Consider the following 16,580-nt stretch of genomic DNA (forward strand, 5'->3'; position numbering starts at 1 on the left):
CAATCCTACGTGGCGGCATGTGCATTTGCAGCCAGGCCGGACGAACGCTCCTTCCACGCAGTGCTCCACTTACTCACCTCAGGAGGACCCGATATGAGACAGTGGAACCAGCAGGGGACAGCGTCGCCCTCGTCGATGCTGATGACCGGGACGCCCTGCCCCACGTATCTCTATGACCGGATGAGTCTGCCTGGAGCGTAAGGAGCGCGAGATGACCACTCACACGACCGTTGCCTGGAGCGAGGGCCGTTGGCTTCACGACCCTGCCGATCACCACATTGACGATGCGGGAAAACTGGTGGTAACCGCCACCGAGAAATCCGATGCGTGGGAGCGTACCTACTACGGCTTCAGTGTGAACACTGCGAATGCCCTGGTCAGGGAACTTCTCCACGGTACAGCAATGGAGGTGACGCTCAATGCGGCGTTCTCCGAGCAATTCGACCAGGCTGGCATTTTCGTGCGCGCCGGTGCAAAAAACTGGGTCAAAGCGGGCCTTGAGTTTTCCGACGGAGTGCTGCAGCTCGGCGCGGTCGTCACGCGCGGCGTGTCCGACTGGTCAGTGTCGCCGGTCCACGAATGGCTCAACAAAGATGTGGTGATCCGCGTGAGCCGCCACGACGATTCGATCATCCTGCGTGCCGGCGTGGTGGGCGAGGGCCTCAGGTTGGTGCGAGTACTGCCGTGTCTGCCTGACGATGGCTCGGTGGTGGAGGCAGGTCCGTTCGTGTGCTCGCCGTCCAGGGGCGGACTGTCCATCGCCTTCTCGTCATGGACGCTCGGCCCTGCAGACGCCAGTTTGCACTGACGAGGGTGGTGCGGTGGACCAATTGTGCGCATCCTCGGACTGACTCCTATTGTGAAAGAGCACGGGCCGCATGGGTCCGTGAAAACGCCGGCTGCACGCTGGATGTCACGATGAGGAAACGGTGCTAGGGACAGTACTGACAACGATCACACCCATGATCACGGTGGGAGTGCTGGGAACACTTTTCGCACGCAACTGTCACTTTGTCGGTGCCCTGAACCCGATCAACGACTTCGTCTTCTATGTCACCCTGCCGTGCTACATGTTCACCGTCGTGCTCAATGCGCCACTGGACACGTCAGCTACCCCGGTCGTGGAAGCACTCTCAGGCCCCGTCATCGCAGTGCTCCTCTACTTCCTGCTCGGCTTCACTCTCCGAGCAGTCTCTAAGCGGCGTCGGCTGTGTCAGGAACGTCGTGAAGGACAGGAAACGGACGCTGATCTCTCCGCCCGTGACCGTGCCCGCACAAGCGGAGCGTTCAACCCGTCCCCCATTGTTTTGGGCGCGACCTTCGGCAACGTCGGATACATGGGTGTGCCTATCGCACTGGCCCTGATCGGACCACAGGCCGGCCTTGCGGGCGGCGTCATTCAACTGCTCCACAACGTTGTTTTCCTGTCGGGCTATCCCATCATGCGTCAGCTCCTGCTGGGACAGTCCGCGCACGAGGAACACGTCGACCGTGATCACGCCACGCATACTGCCCGCCCCCGCCACTGGCCGCGAGCGCTCCAAGTCCTCATCCAGGCCGTCACCATGCCTCCCACAATTGCCTTTGCCCTGGCACTTGGCGTCAATGCCCTGCATATCCGCCTCCCGGAGGCAATCACGCACACGACGTCACTGATTGCCGGAGCCACGGTGCCCTGTGCCTTGTTCGCGATTGGTCTGGCTGTCCCTGAGGCCCTGCGGGCCCTGCGTCAGCGTTTTGTCCCATTGTCAGTGGTCCTCGCTGCGGCCCTGACGAAGACGGTGGTGCTGCCGCTGCTGGTGGTGGGCGTGATCGCAGCGTGTGGCATTGATACTCATTCGGTGTGGGCGCTGACGGCGATCGTCCTGGCGAGCATTCCCTCGGCGTCAGCGGTGCTCAACCTTGCGCTCGGCCTGGATGGTGACCCTCAGGGAGCAACCTCCACGATCGTTATGACGCTGACCGTCTTTCCCGTGACATTCCCGCTGGTGTTCTTGCTGGTGAGCGCCCTGTAGTAGGCGCTTCCTGCCCTTACCTCGGCACAGTGTCGAGGGCGTCCAGCACAGTCCGCGTCCACACCTTTGCGCCCTCTTCGTCGGGGTGAACGTTGTCGGAGGCCAGAAGGTCGGTGTGCTCTGCAATCGCGGCGGCCCAGTCGGCCACGCGAACCCGGTCCTTATGCGCTGCCGCCCATGAACGGATCGTGTCAGCGGCGGGACGAATCCACGTGTCATCGTCCGGGCCAAACCCGGTGACCAGCACGAGGCGACGATCCGGCCCGAGCTGCTTGAGCACCTCATCGAGCTGCTCGGGTGGAACATCACCGTTAGTGGCCAGAGCGACAACGACGTAGCGGCGGGCACCATATTCAGCATCAACCTGCGTGAGGACGGATGAAACCTGATAGATCGAACGCGACACTTCGGCATTGATCGCAATACCCGGACGCTCCTCAGTTAAAGCAGGCGCAGCCGCCAGCGTCACCGAATCCCCGATCACCGTGATCTGATTGCCGGGAATCGGTGTGGCGGGCTGATCTGAATGGTCGTGTCCCGCTCCGGATACGGCACCTGCGGCAGCGGACTGGGCAGCAGACGGGTCGCCCTCGGCCTTCTGGCCGGACGCGGGGGTGGTATCGCCGGCAGCGGACTGCGAGCCGGAAATGGCGGCCTGGCCGGAGCGAATGGCCTGCTCGGCGCTGGACATGGCAGGCTGGCGCGCCACTGCAGTCACGAGCACCCCGATGATCAGCATCGAGACTATGAACACGATGATGCGGCCACGCTCCTGCAGGCTCGTGATCCACAAGCGCACTGTGGCAACGATGCCGCCCTTGCGCAGCGGCGTTTCAACCCACCGGTACGAGGCCTCTGCGATCACGACGCTGAGCGCTGCCAGAGCGAGCGCCATCGGGCGCGGCATGTCGCCATCGACGAGGTAGTAGCCCAGAACCCACAGCGGCCAGTGCCACAGGTAGATGCCATAGGAGCGTTCACCAATCCAGCGCATGAAGGGTGCATCAAGGATGCGGCACAGGAAACGTCCCGATACGGAACCGCTCAGTACTGCCGGCATCATCGCCTGGATCACTCCGACCGCGCCGAGCGTTGCAAGGATCAGAACGATTTCCAGGGCGAGCGGAGCGTTGTTCATGGGCAACATGATGGCGACCACCACGATGATGACGGCGCCCACGTAGCCCAGCGAGGCGCGAGCCGTCGCAGTGCGCGCACTGATCGGGGCGGGTTCATCGATGCTGAGCGGATCGCCGCAGGCCAACGCCAGCGCGCTGCCTGCCATCAGGCCGAAGGCACGCGAATCGGTTCCCATGTAGATGCGCGAGGGGTCAGCACCTCCCGATGCCAATGCCAGTGCCCACAGAGCTGATGCCGCCATCAGACATGCAGCGACGATCCAGATCCAGCGCTCTGAATGGGCGAAAACGCGGCGCGCCAGCCACAGAAGGGCGATCACGATGAGCGGCCAGATCAGGTAGAACTGCTGCTCGATGGCCAGGGACCACATGTGGGTGAGCAGCAGCGGCTGATTGCGGTCGAAGTAGCTGGATCCGGCAGCAATCTCCACCCAGTTATAGGTATACGTCAACGCGCCGACAAATTGGCGTCGGATAGCCAGCAGCGCATCCCCGCCGACTATGGCCGCCGCAGTGGTGGCCACCACCACCATGACTGCGACGGCAGGAACCAGGCGGCGCACCCGCCGCACCCAAAAGCCCTTGAGATCAATGTGACCGGCCGTGCGGAACTCATGGATCAGCAGGGACGTGATGAGGAATCCCGAAATCACCAGGAACACATCCACGCCTACCATGCCGCCCGGCATCCACGAGCGCATCAGGTGGTAGATCAGCACCACTGCGACTGCCAGCGCGCGCAGCCCGTCAAGGCCGGGAACGCGCCGCCGGGTGGATGCTGTGTGCTGTGAATCTGCCACGTCAGTCGCGCTGTAGGGCAAAGAGATGGTCAAGCACGGCGCCTCCTGAGACACGCAAACCGTCATGCTGGTACTCGTTTGTCACCCACACGCGCGATCCGCGAATGGCGCTCGCAGTTTCCAGTGACAACTCACGCGGCACAAACATGTCATCGAAGTAGACGGCCGACGCGACAGGTACCGAGTTCTCAGCCAGCACCTCCGGGTCGTACACCGCTGGCCAGTCGGTGCGGTTGGCCAGGATGTCGGCAGCCTCGCCCAGTCCGGTCAGCTCCGGATCCTCATCGAAAATCGAGCGCATCATGTGCTCCCCGGTCAGGTAGTACGGCTCGGACGTATCCAACGGGTCAGCATCTGGATCAAACCCCGCGATCTCACGCGAAAGCCGATCCGCTGACCAGCGGGTTGCAGTGCCCGCCAGGGCAGGGGTGGTCGCAGCGTAAATCGTTTCCTGCAGCACCGCATACATAGGAGTGGTCTGAGCGACCTCGTCTGCCACTTGTTGTAGGAAGTGACGCGACAGGCGTGAGACCCCGTTAACCGTGACGAAGGGGGCTTCCAGCATGTAGTGCAGCGTGTCGAAACGCAGTTGCCCACCCAGACATATGCCGATCATGCGGAAACGCTCCGTGGAGAGGCGCTCACCGGTTGGCAGACATTCCTCGTGGTCACGCACATGCGCGGCGATGCGGCGAATCATCGGCTCATCGTCAGGGTAACGCTCATAGTACGCGCGGTTGCGTGCTGCGGTACGCTCGTAGGTCAGCCGGTAAATCGAATCAATGTCCGTCAGACCGGGCAGACCGCCGGTGTTGAAGACGGCGCGCAGCCCTTCGGGTGCAATCGACAGGTAGCACGTGTTGATGAAGCCGCCAAAACTCTGACCGAGCGTCGTCCACGGCTCATCGCCAGCCAGCTCACGGCGCACAACTTCCGCATCGCGCACAATCTGATCCTGTCGGAACAGCATCAGGTAGTCAGCAATTTCCTGAGCAGTGGGAGCGTGGTCACCCTCGTCAGTGACGGATTGATTGCCGAGGGAACTCAGCGTGAGCTTGTCGAGCCGGTGGGATCTGCCCGTCCCGCGCTGGTCCAGCAGAACGACGCGGTAGTCCTTGAGCATGCGGCCGATGAATCCGTCGCGAAAATCGCCTGGACGGGGGCCTTCGCCTCCGGGACCACCCTGCATGAACACCAGGTATGGCAGGCTGTCTCCACCGGGGGGGATAATCTCGCGAGCATAAATATCCACCGTCCCGTGGTCATGCGCATCGGGCGCATTGTGATCCAGTGGGACGGTGAATGTGTGGTCGTGAATGGTGCTTGAATGGTGAATGTAGCTTCCGATGCGCATGCACCACAGTGTAGCTACGGGTGGCGAGCCTCAGTCGTTGGCGCGCCCCAGGGCAGCCAGGACGTGACGCTCCAGCGGTGTGCAGATCAGCAACGCCACCAGACTCATTCCCAGTCCGATGCCGCCAATCATGAGCAGGCGGACCAGCGTGTCGTCAGTGGCGGCGCTGCGTCCTCCGGTTGACGCCAGCGACAGGCCACGACCCAAAGCGGCGAACAGGATGGATGTCACAACCAGGGGTGCGAAACTCTGGAACAGTCGAACAAGGGTGAACAGGTGACGAGGGAATCCCATGCGGTCCAGGGCCTGAGTTTGTGTGAGTCGATCGAAGACCCCTGACGCCTGGTTCATCAGGGTGGACAGGGCTGACACGGCGAAGCCGATTCCCAGCGTGATCGTCACGCCCAGCGGGACGTCGTGCGTGAAGAGGATTACCTCTGGCGATATTTCCTGCTTTGTGGTGGACACCGTAGCGAAGTCCATGACGGAGGTGAACCCGCCGATGAAGCACAGAATGGACAGCGCTCCGACTGCGCGCCACACAGCGCGCGGGTCATCCATGATGCGGCGGGCCGCCAGGACCACCGAGGGGAAGTGACTCAGCGTGAATGGTGCAGCCAGCAGCTGAATGATGAACGGAGCTGCGATTGCGATCGCGATGATGGTGACAGATAACAGCGCAATAACAACGAGCATTCCCTGATTATTGAAGTCGGCGGTCGGGAAGATAGCGAAGGTGCAGAACAGAACGATTGCTCCTGCCAGGACGAACAGGCGCCACATCCGCAGTGCCTTCGGTGTATGCCGCTTGGCGACTCCCAGCGGTGAGATCCGCACTTTCTGCAGGCCGACCAGTGTTGAGATGACTGCGATAGTGAGCAGGACGGCCAGCACAATCGCCAGCATCCATGCAGGCACGAGCATCTCGGCAGGGTCGATGGCGACAGTGAGGAAATGAGCGTACGACCACAACGGCAGTGTCACCACGTACAGTATGACGCCAATGGCTGCGCCGATTACCCACTGGATAACCGTTTCCACCAGTGCGATCAGGATGACCTGCCCACTTGTTGCTCCAACCAGACGCAGTGAGGCGAGGCGTTCGGATCTGCCCTGTGCTCCCAGGCGTGCCGCTGAGGACCCGAGAGAGAACACGGGGAAGGCAAGTAAGACGACTGCGAACAGGGCGAACACGAGATACGCTTCTGTTGCCGATGGATGCAAGTCGAGGCGTGCGAACGCTTTCAGGAGGCGCTCGGAAGGATCATTTGCCCATGTGTAGAACATCCACACGCCGCCTGCCACAGTCAGCGTCATCGCGGTGGACAGTGCAAATGATGCGACGGCTAGGACGTCCAGCCACGCGTCTCCGGCACGGGAGCGCAGCCTGCCGACGGTGAGCATCGGAGCCAAGTGCAGGGTCTTCATCGCAGACCACCACCGGGGGCCTGAGCAGGAACCTCGCGCACACCCGAATCTGCGTGCACAACGCCGTCACGGATTTCAACGAGTCGTTGACACCAGTCGGCAACGTGTGAATCGTGCGTGACGATGATGAGCGTTGCGCCACTCATCTGCGTTGTTGTGGTCAGAATCTGCATCACCTCGTGGCCGGTGGACTGGTCGAGCGCGCCGGTCGGCTCGTCGGCAAAAACCACGCTGGGAGAGCCTGCCAAGGCGCGTGCGATGGCGACGCGCTGCATCTGCCCGCCTGACATTTCACCGGGACGGCGCGACTTCTCGGTACCCAGGCCGAGCCGCTCCAGCCACATATCGGCCTGAGCGAGGGACGCTTTGCGGCTTTGCCCCGTCAGCATCAGCGGCACGGCCACGTTTTCACGTGCGGGAAGTTCGGGGATGAGCTGGCCATCCTGGAACACGAAGCCGAATCGGGCCAGGCGCAGTTTGGAGCGGCGCGCGTCGGACAGTGCTGAAATGTTGTCCTGCCCCAGGAACGCGGCTCCCGATGTGGGTGGCAGAATCCCAGCCAGGCAGTGCAGCAGTGTGGACTTGCCGGACCCTGACGGACCCATGATCGCCACTGACTGCCCGGGCGGGAATTCGATGTCAACGCCTCGTAGAGCCGGTACGGTACCGAAATTCTTCGTCAACGCGTGGCCGCTGAGCACCTGAGGTGTTGCGGACGCGGAATTCATTCTTTGTGCCATGTCACCAGTACATCCTTTTGCGTGCTGATTCAACAGTGAGCAGGGGCGATATTTCATGGTAGAGCCAGGTCTACTGTCTGAACCGACCAGTACTGGAGCGCGCCGTCACCCTCCGGGCTGCGTGTGGCGCTTATAGGATGTTCGTGTGCAGATGCGAGATGAATGGAAAGCGTTCCTATGCGGAGCAGGCGCATGTCTCAGCGCTCTGACTGCATGCCTGTTTGCCATGATGTTTCTCAGCAATCCCGGGATTGGTCTGGGTGTGGCGGTCGTGTGCGCACTCGCCGTATTTGCGGCCTGCCTGTTCAACGTGTGGACAATGGTCAGGGACCACGACGGTGGGGCGTGGTGGCGCCGCTCGACTGCTCCTGCAGCGCCCGACGCTTTTGACGAGGTGGTGCACGCGCACCGAGACATCGCCAATGCCTTCGAAATTGAGCGCCGCCGCATTGAACGCGACCTGCATGACGGAGCGCAGCAGTTCATCGTTGCAGCATCAATGGATATCGGGGAAGCGGCTTTGATGCTCGATGACCTGTCAGTGGGCGACAGCGTGGATCCCGCGAGTATGCGCAGCGTCAGCGAACGCCTCGAATCAGCAGCCCAGCGCACGGGAAAAGCTCTGTCCGCCTTGCGTCGCACAGTTGCCGGCATCCACCCTAAAGTGCTGTCAGATCTGGGGCTTGAGGCAGCGGTGCGAGACCTGGCGGACGCCAGTCCGCTGGACGCCGACGTCAAGGTACCCATCCCGCTTCCCGACATTCCTCAGGGCGTGATTGCTGCCGGATACTTCATGGTGGCTGAATGCCTGACGAACGCCGCGAAGTATGCGCCTCACGCGCATGTCACCGTGCTGGTCATCGCCGGTGAGAATCTGCAGATCACAGTGACAGATGACGGTCCTGGAGGAGCAAGCGTGCGCGCCGACGGCGGACTGGCTGGCATGCGTGAACGGCTGGCCTCTTTCGGCGGTTCCCTGGATGTGTCCAGTCCCGAGGGTGGCCCGACCATTATTTCGGGGCGAATTCCGCTCATGTTGATGCGCGGCGAATTCAGCGTCACATCACGAGCCGGCTCACCCCTCACCAATAAGGAGGCATGATGAAACTCATCGTGGCAGATGACTCCACGCTTTTCCGTGAAGGCATTATCGGCCTGCTGGAGCGACGCGGCCATGAGGTCATCGTTCACGTCGCCACAGCGCCGGAGCTGATTGACGCAGTTGGACAGGTCGACGCGGACCTGGTGATCACCGATGTGCGCATGCCGCCGGGAATGAGTGATGACGGCCTGCGTGCAGCAGTTGAGATCCGCAGACAGCACCCTGGTTTGGGAATAGTGGTGCTGTCACAGTATGTGGCACCGGCCTACGCGCGCGAACTGTTCAACCCGCAGTCCGCCCACCATCCGGCTTCGGATGTCAGGTTTGCGGGGTCACCTTCGGCCGGCAATGCGGATGAGGATGCCCCCGGAGGTCTTGGCTACCTGCTCAAAGACCGTGTCGCGAGGGTGGCTGACTTCATCCGATCGCTCGACATTGTCGCTGCTGGCGGCGTGGTGATCGACCCGGAGGTGGCGGCGGAGCTGATGCGGCACGAGCCGTCGAAGCTGTCCACGCTGACTGAGCGCGAAATGGAGATTCTCGCGCTCATGGCGCGCGGATTGTCGAATGCGGAACTGGCCGATGAACTGGTCGTATCGGCGGCAACCGTGTCGAAACACGTGGCGAACATCTTCCTCAAACTCGGCATGGAGCCGGGTGAGGAGAACCGTCGGGTGCGCGCGGTGCTGGCCTACCTGACTGAGCAGCACGCGCAGCGCTGATTGCCGGCGTACCGTCGCGCTCGTGCCGGCCTGGCTTAGCCGGCGTCGACCACGGGCGTGAACTGCTGCCAGATGACGCGCGCCGTGTCAGCACTGGATCCTGCCCACACGTGAGTGATGCGGATTGTGCCTGGCCACGTTGCATCGCTGCCTGAAATCGTAAAGGTAGCGATCCACATGTTCGCGCCGCCCTCACAGATCTCGATGCGACTGACCCGGCACGACTCGCCCGGACGAATCGGCACATCACGCAGCTCTAAGCGATCGTGTCCCTCATGGTCAATAATGCGGGCACCTTCCGCCTCATACGTGCCAAGCTCCTTGAAGTTGAGGCTGGCCCACGCGCGGATCAGACTCTTTTGCCGAGGCCGTATCGTCGCTGCGGAGTCAACGGTGGGCGGGTCACCCTCGTCAATCGGGGATGCGCAACCAGAACCTGGTGAGGACTCAAAACCTGAGCCGGATACGGATGCGAAACCTGGGCCCGGCTCGGGGGCTCGACCATCGCGGTACGCTTCTGCCGCGCCGCGCGCGTGAGTGTCAGCCAGCTCGTTGAGGTCATGTCCGGCGTGGCCGCGCACCCACGCGAAGTGTGCATCGCGTGAGGCGATGAGCCGGTCAATCTCCTGAATGACCTCGAGGTTCGCGATCGGCTTCTTGTCGGCTTTCTGCCACCCCTTCTTCTTCCACGACGGTGCCCACTTGGTGATGACGTTAATGGCGTACTGTGAATCAGCCAGGATTTCCAGGCGTCTGCCGCGCAGCTCATCCGTGTCGGTTGCGCGCAGGAGCTCCAACACGGCGGTCAGCTCGCCCAGGTTGTTCGTTCCTGACGGCCAGCCACCGGCATCCCAGTGGTCACGGTCCACGACCCACGCCCATCCGGCAGGTCCTGGATTTCCAAGCGATGAGCCGTCGACGGCAGCGCGGATCGGATCTGACGATTCACTCATTGATTCCCACCTGACTGAGGGCGAAAGCGAACTCTTCGGCGCGGGAGGCCCAATGCCCGTAACGTCCGGACGGGCCGCGGTGTCCGGCAACCATCTGGGTGCGCATGATGATCGGGCGCTCAGTCGGGTCGCTCTGACCGGCAAATGTGGTTGTGACGGCTGCACTGCCCAGCTCAGATGCACGGCCCGCCGCTGTCGTATTGCCCGCAGTGGCCTGGCGCAGGCGCTGCACCCACTTCAGCGGCTCACCGAAGAGCACGCGCGTGTCGTTAATGCTGGTGGAGGCCATAATCGCGGGATACTCCACGCCGTCGGCAACATTTTCATACGGCGAATACGACTTCATAACGGTGTAGATTTCGCGATCTTCAATCGGATTGCCCCACTCTTCCCATTCACCGACAGTCAGCGGCAACGAGGGATCAAGGATCGAGGTCAGTGCGTCAACGAACGGCACGCCGGCCAAGATCACCCGGAACAGGTCAGGTGCCATATTCGTCACCGCACCCATGAGCAGGCCGCCAGCCGAACGTCCCTCCGCGATCAGGCGGTGTGGCGCTACCCACCCGGCGTCGACAAGGAAGCGCCCCACGTCGATGAAATCGGTGAACGTATGGGTTTTCACCTCGCGCCGGCCATCCTCGTACCACCAGCGCCCCATCTCACCGCCGCCACGAATATGAGCGAGGGCGAACACGACGCCTCGCTGAATGGCCGGCAGGCGCAGCACGGAAAACTCCGGGTCGTTGGAAATCTCATACGAGCCGTAGCCGTACAGCCAGCCTGCTGCACGTCCATCGCACGCAGCGTCGCGGCGGTGCACCAGTGTGACCGGGATACGGGTGTGGCCATCACGGGCCGTGACCCACACGCGCTCTTCCACATAGCCGGCGCGCTGCTCGGCATCCCACCCGGGCACTGCTTTTTCACGCAGGACGTGTGCGGATCCGTCACGAGGATCCACGGCGACCGTGCGAGGCGGCTGCGTGATCGACTGGCATTCAACCAGGATCAGCCGGTCGTGCCAGTCCAGTTGACCCACAGTGTTCATCGTGAGGACCGCACCGTTATCGTGAGCGCCGGGCAGAACCGCGCGGGGCTCGGACCAGATTTGCGCGTAGTCGGGACGATGTTGACGCGCACTCGCAGCGGCGGCTTCGGGCGTGGTGGGAGCGGTGCGCGTCATGTAGTCCAGCCAGGTCTGGCCATCGCGACGCATCGAGATCACGCACATCGACTCATACGCCTCCACATCCAGCAGGCGCGGTCCCTGGCTGTCAGCCTCGATCAGCGTGTGCCACGTCGAATAATCCACCGATTCGGCAGCGCCTCCCTCGTCCCTGACCTGCGGAAGCGGTGCGATGGCGAGGCTGCCTTCGCGACTGTCGGCGGTGTGGATCAACAGGAGGTGATCGCCGGCCGGTTCTGCGCTGACCAGGACGCCCGGCCTGCGGCCTGTGACGCTGACCGGCATGTGGTGCGGCTGGAGGGTCGGCCACAGCCATACCTCGCTGGTGGACGTCGAAGCCGACGTAATCACCACCCAGTTCGGGTCACGTGCCTGCTCAAAGTAGACTTCGAAACGCTCATCCGGCTCGTCAAGGAGGCGGCGGTCGTGCGCTGGATCCTCACCTACGACGTGCAGCCACACCTGGCATGCGCGCCAGGCATCGTCGACCCGCGTGTACAGCACCGACGCTGAATCAGCTGACCATGCCACGCCGTACCCAACGTTCGTGACCTGCTCATCGACCGTGCGCCCGGAGGCAATATCCGTGACCACCAGCGTGTAGCGCTCATCTCCACTCGTGTCCTTGAGCCACGCCACGCGCGTACCGTCCGGGCTGGGCGCCCACTCGCCCACAGAAAAGAACTCTTCGCCCGCAGCCTGAGCGTTCTCATCAATGACGGTTTCCTCACCCGGAGCGGGACGGTCGGCGTGGATCGTGGGCGGAGAAAGTGGGGCGGCGTCGACGTGCGCTGGCGATTCGTCATTGACGAGGGTGACCGGCACGCGCTGATGAGACACATACTGTGAGCCTTCTTCGGTGCGATCGAAATACCAGTACTGGCCGATGCGGATCGGTACGGTGACATCGGTTTCAACGGTGTGCGCCTTGAACTCGCTGACCAGCGTGTCGCTCAGCGCGCGCAGCGGAGCCGTGACGTGATCGGCCCACGCGTTTTCCTTTTCCACCAGGTCGATGACTGCAGGGTCGTCCGCGCAACGCAACCACTGGAAGGGATCTGCGAAGGAATCACCGTGGAAGGAACGCGGCGGATCCAATGGCCGGGACTGTGCTCGCGGCGGAACGGGTGGCTGAGCCTGCGCTCGCGGCGGAACGGGTGGCTGAGCCTGCGCTCGCGGCGGAACGGGTGGCTGAGCCTGCGCTCGCGGCGGCTGGATGCCTGCGTCGTGGTGCTGTTTGTTGTCAGATGGCGCGGAAGAGTGGTGCATGGCTGTCAGTGTAGACGCTTGACAGCGCGCCGGTTCGATGCGGGCGCCAGGGCTGGAGGTGCTGCCTCGGGCCGAGCCTCGTGTCATCCGCGTGCACGATGCCCTAGATTTAAGCCCCCAAGGTACACAACCCCCTAGATTTAAGCCCCCAAGGTGCACAACCCCCTAAATCTGACCCTTCAGGATGCACAATCCCCTAGATCTAACGCGCCGCATTTCCGCCTCGTTTTCAAAGCTGCAGGTCGGGAGGTGTTCGGATTGTCGAGGGTGGTCCCGTCCGTTGTTTAGCTAGGGGATTGTGCAAAAAACTGCGACTTTTTAGGGGATTGTGCACGCGCGCACTGCCATAAGAACGGCCATGCACGCGCCGAAGATCACCACGCTGATTCGCAGCACTCGCGCCGGAATCCTCACACCGATCCACGCTCCCAGCGGAGAACCAATGAGCGATCCGACCGCCACGCAGGCAGCAGCGATCCACGTGCGAGTATCGAGAGTGCCGGACAGGGGTGAAGTGACCGATAGCGTCGGATCCTGCGCCCCCGCAGCCACTGCGATGGCGACGACAATGAAGAACAACGCTGCGACAACGTTGACGATCGCTTGCAGCAGATTCTTCAGAGCGTTGTGCGTATGGATGCTGCCGGGTAGGAAAACTCCCAGAATCGCCAGGAAAATGATCCCCTGAGCAGCGGAAAAGAACCCGCCATACACTGCGCCGCACACCACCAACAGAGCCAGTACACCCAGTCGCGCAGAGGACACGGGCAGCGCCCCCGAGCCGTCATCATGTGCGCTCACCATCCGGGCAAGGCGCGGCTGGCACGCAACCAGGACAGTCGCCAGGGCAATAAGGAACGGCACGATGAGGGTAAACGTGCTGGCAGATACGCGCAGCAACAGGCCGGCACCAATGAGCGCCCCGCCAGTGGCGCACAGCGACAGGCCACCGATGTGGCCGCGCGACAGAGTAAATGCTGACGGCGCAGAAACAGCAGCGGCGGAGTCTCCCTCGTGCATGAATGTGCGGTAGGAATAGGCGCCGGCCACTGCGCCGGGTGCCAAACCGACCGTGTTCGCCACATTGGCGCTGATCGGGGGGACGCCGAGCAGCACCATCACCGGGTAGGTGACCAGTGATCCTGACCCGATGATCGTGTTGATCGCACCGGCCACCACCCCTGCGACGGTGACGGCGAGAAGCGCTGCAATACCCACAAGACCTGACCTGCCCTGACTGCTGACCTGACCACCCGCCCAGCTCAGCGCATGGTCAGAGCGCGATACCGGTTGACGGCAGCACCGATGTCAATGGGACGCGGCCGCACCAGGAACGCCGGCCACGGCCTGCCTCGATCCTTCGTCAACACGTCCAGGCTTTGCTCACCGATCATCTCGTCGAGGCGCTCCAGCTCCTGATCGATGGAGTGCTCACCGTCTGCGAGGTCATCCAGCACGGTGCGCAACGCCCACGCGATCGCTTCAGTCTGGCCCGCATCCACAATCTGCTCCACGTCGGACACGTCCACGGTGTGTCGGTCCAGTGTGATCGTATCGAGGCCCGCCGACTTGGTCTTCGGCTTGCCGCGACCCGAATTGCCTCGATCCCGCATGAGCACACGCGGCCTGCCCACCGGAAAGTCCTCCTCATCTGTGCGTTCGCGCGGCATCTCCGCCACCACCGCACGAGCCTGGTCGGTGACATCCCGGCACTGATATGTGTCCATCATCAGCACGCAGTCCGCGATGTCGAGGTAGTCACCTGACCCACCCATGACCATCAGCGTGGAGACGTGGCGCTGATCAAAAAGGGCGCGCACGCGGTCCACCAGCGGCGTGATCGGTTCACGTTCGGCCGCAACAAGGCGACGCATGCGCGCATCACGGATCAGCAGGTTCGTCGCTGACGTGTCCTCATCCAGCATGAGCAGTGGACTGCCCAATTCGACCGCCTCCACGATGGCTGCGGCCTGGGAGGTTGAACCGGAGGCATTCTGCGTGGAAAAGTCACTGGTATCCGCACCGCCCGGCAGATGCGCGATGAAGGCGGAGACATCTACGCCCGTCACCGGGCGCCCATCAGCTGCACGCACTTTCATTGCCGAGGGCGTCGTCGCCACCAATTGCCTGCCATCTGCAGGAACATGGGCGTATACCGAGCGTTGAATCGCGGCGAGCAGGGTGGATTTACCGTGATAGCCACCGCCCACAATGACGGTCACGCCCGGCTCGAGCGCCATGCCGGACACCTCGCCGGCGTGAGGCAAGGTCACTGTGCGGCGCAGTGATTCCGGTGAGCTGAATGGAACGGCGTCCTCCATCGGCAGGTCGGAAACGCCGGACCTGCGCGCCAGAATCGCATCATCAGCCACGAATGTGACCCAGTTGTTGTCGACCAGGGCCTGCTGAAGAGCCTGGTAATCCTCGTAGGTGTGAACGTGTTGATGCAGTTCGTCGAGGTGCCGGTCGGCCTGGTCAGAGACAAAGTCGAAGGTTTCCACCACGATGTCTGGCACGTCCTGGTCAAAGATCCGGGCGGCTGTCAGACCCTGAATGGTGCGCCCACGTGCCGGCATGTGGACCTGGAATCGCAGCTCAACCCGGTCAGGCATCACGGTGCAGGCTGAGCGCTCCAGGATTTCCTGCCCGGTGCGTGCGACCTGGACAGGGGAGCCATGACCGGCCCCTCCGGATCCTTGGCCGGACATTTTTCGGATCGCGTGGCTAAAAGAGCGCAGCAGGAAGTCGGCGCTGGCGACGCGTTGGGTGTGAGTGGACAGGCAGTCGTCAGGGATCCCCATTGTCTGTGGTGAGGCAATCACGCGCACAGCCGATGGCGGTGCGTACGGGTCGGACTGGACGCGGTCAATGGCGATGGAAAAGTCGCCGTAATCCCAGTCTCCGGTTGCTGACTTGTAGGAGCCGTAGCTTTTTCCGTCCAGGCGGCGCAGCAGTTCAATCAGGTCTCGATCGGTGCCGGAACGACGTCGGATAGGAGTATGGGGTCGAGGAGTCATGATCCCAGCCTACGGCTTCACGCGTCCGGACACGAACGTCAGCTGCGCCGGGTTTGTCACCATCGGCTGCTTTGGCGGCAGTCTCAGGCCAGCCGCGCATGGGTGCCACCACCGGCCGATCTGGCGGCAATATCAGGCCAGCCGCGCATGGGACCCCTCGTCGATGCCTAAACCTGTGGATCCGTCATCGCGACGACTATGGCCAGCACCACGCAGACGATACCGAGCAGGATGTAGATGACGGTGACCGCAATTGAGATACCGCGCGCAATGCGGGCACGTGACATCGCCTGAAGCGGCAGACCTGCCCTGCGTCCCTTGTTGATCATCGACTGGCTCCAGATCCACATCGGCACCGACAGCAGTATGCCCAGCGTGAAGAACGAGACGATGGAAAGGATCAGCGCCACCAGCCCGTTCGACTCAATTTCCGTGTAGACCTGCTGGGAGGAATGCTCATTCCAGTAAGGTCCCTGCGGGCCGTCAGTTTGCTGCTGAGGCGTCCACGGTGAGTACTGGCCCTGGGGCGTGCCTCCCGATCGCGGATGCGTGTCCGGTGCGCCGTAGCGGGGAGCCGAACTTTGCCACGATGACGGTGAAGCCGTTGCGGATCCTGCTGAGTCTCCGGACCCGGAACTGCCGGCTGACTCGTATGGGCCGGCGTTGGTCTGACGGGTAGTTGATGTATCGGAGGCGTGGGACTGTGAAGCGGATGAGGCCTCATCGGTCTCAGCATCAGGTGCGAAACGTTTCGAGTCATTGTCATCGGTGGCGTATTGATACATCGGCACGGCAAACCTCCTTAGGCTCACGATCATTGTAAAACATGGGTCGCCCTCGTCGAAGGTGAAA

Annotated in this window: 13 protein-coding genes; 4 read left to right on the forward strand and 9 right to left on the reverse strand. The window is 62.5% G+C overall.

Translation table 11 applies throughout. The features are described 5' to 3' along the window. Positions 1-211: 211 nt before the first annotated feature. Positions 212-808 (forward strand): DUF1349 domain-containing protein, encoded by a 597-nt coding sequence (locus tag BLT69_RS00505; RefSeq protein WP_070728005.1) that lies wholly within the window; start codon positions 212-214, stop codon positions 806-808. A 121-nt stretch (positions 809-929) separates the two neighbouring features. After that, positions 930-2,015 carry an AEC family transporter gene (locus BLT69_RS00510; protein WP_157886263.1) on the forward strand — a complete coding sequence of 362 codons (1,086 nt, stop codon included), beginning with the start codon at positions 930-932 and terminating at the stop codon, positions 2,013-2,015. 16 nt (positions 2,016-2,031) lie between these two features. Here the strand turns inward: BLT69_RS00510 and BLT69_RS00515 are convergent, their stop codons facing one another. The 4 genes from BLT69_RS00515 to BLT69_RS00530 are packed head-to-tail and all read right to left on the reverse strand — an operon-like array spanning position 2,032 to position 7,476. Continuing rightward, positions 2,032-3,987, reverse strand: coding sequence for an acyltransferase family protein (locus BLT69_RS00515; protein WP_162272383.1), 1,956 nt, complete (start codon positions 3,985-3,987; stop codon positions 2,032-2,034). Further along, positions 3,956-5,308, reverse strand: a complete 1,353-nt coding sequence (locus BLT69_RS00520; RefSeq protein ID WP_092648072.1) for an alpha/beta fold hydrolase — start codon at positions 5,306-5,308, stop codon at positions 3,956-3,958. The genes BLT69_RS00515 and BLT69_RS00520 overlap by 32 nt, the downstream gene beginning before the upstream one ends. Positions 5,309-5,338: 30 nt before the next feature. Next, a complete protein-coding gene (locus tag BLT69_RS00525; protein ID WP_092648073.1) occupies positions 5,339-6,736 on the reverse strand; it encodes an FtsX-like permease family protein in 1,398 nt (465 codons plus the stop codon). Beyond that, entirely contained in the window at positions 6,733-7,476 is a 744-nt protein-coding gene (locus tag BLT69_RS00530) for an ABC transporter ATP-binding protein (RefSeq protein ID WP_257590346.1), read from the reverse strand. The genes BLT69_RS00525 and BLT69_RS00530 overlap by 4 nt, the downstream gene beginning before the upstream one ends. A 151-nt stretch (positions 7,477-7,627) precedes the next feature. Between BLT69_RS00530 and BLT69_RS00535 the strand changes: the two genes are divergently transcribed. Continuing rightward, positions 7,628-8,578: a sensor histidine kinase gene (locus tag BLT69_RS00535; RefSeq protein WP_257590422.1), complete on the forward strand. Its 951-nt coding sequence runs from the start codon at positions 7,628-7,630 to the stop codon at positions 8,576-8,578. Further along, complete coding sequence (locus BLT69_RS00540) at positions 8,578-9,300, forward strand: response regulator transcription factor (protein ID WP_092648075.1); 723 nt, start codon at positions 8,578-8,580, stop codon at positions 9,298-9,300. Before BLT69_RS00535 ends, BLT69_RS00540 begins: the two co-directional genes overlap by 1 nt. A 35-nt stretch (positions 9,301-9,335) precedes the next feature. Here BLT69_RS00540 and BLT69_RS00545 read toward each other — a convergent pair whose 3' ends face one another. The 5 genes from BLT69_RS00545 to BLT69_RS00565 form a co-directional block, all read right to left on the reverse strand. Further along, positions 9,336-10,253 carry a ribonuclease H family protein gene (locus BLT69_RS00545; RefSeq protein WP_092648076.1) on the reverse strand — a complete coding sequence of 306 codons (918 nt, stop codon included), beginning with the start codon at positions 10,251-10,253 and terminating at the stop codon, positions 9,336-9,338. Then, positions 10,246-12,711 (reverse strand): prolyl oligopeptidase family serine peptidase, encoded by a 2,466-nt coding sequence (locus BLT69_RS00550; RefSeq protein WP_092648077.1) that lies wholly within the window; start codon positions 12,709-12,711, stop codon positions 10,246-10,248. The genes BLT69_RS00545 and BLT69_RS00550 overlap by 8 nt, the downstream gene beginning before the upstream one ends. Before the next feature lie 318 nt (positions 12,712-13,029). Next, positions 13,030-13,929, reverse strand: a complete 900-nt coding sequence (locus BLT69_RS00555) for a sulfite exporter TauE/SafE family protein (protein WP_092648078.1) — start codon at positions 13,927-13,929, stop codon at positions 13,030-13,032. Between the two features lie 44 nt (positions 13,930-13,973). Continuing rightward, a complete protein-coding gene (locus tag BLT69_RS00560; RefSeq protein ID WP_058237670.1) occupies positions 13,974-15,728 on the reverse strand; it encodes an ABC-ATPase domain-containing protein in 1,755 nt (584 codons plus the stop codon). Between the two features lie 167 nt (positions 15,729-15,895). Further along, on the reverse strand, positions 15,896-16,519 hold the full coding sequence (locus BLT69_RS00565) for a hypothetical protein (RefSeq protein ID WP_092648079.1): 624 nt from the start codon (positions 16,517-16,519) through the stop codon (positions 15,896-15,898). Positions 16,520-16,580: the final 61 nt, after the last annotated feature.

This window comes from Schaalia radingae (genome assembly GCF_900106055.1).
In the GTDB taxonomy this organism is placed as follows: Bacteria; Actinomycetota; Actinomycetes; order Actinomycetales; family Actinomycetaceae; genus Pauljensenia; species Pauljensenia radingae_A.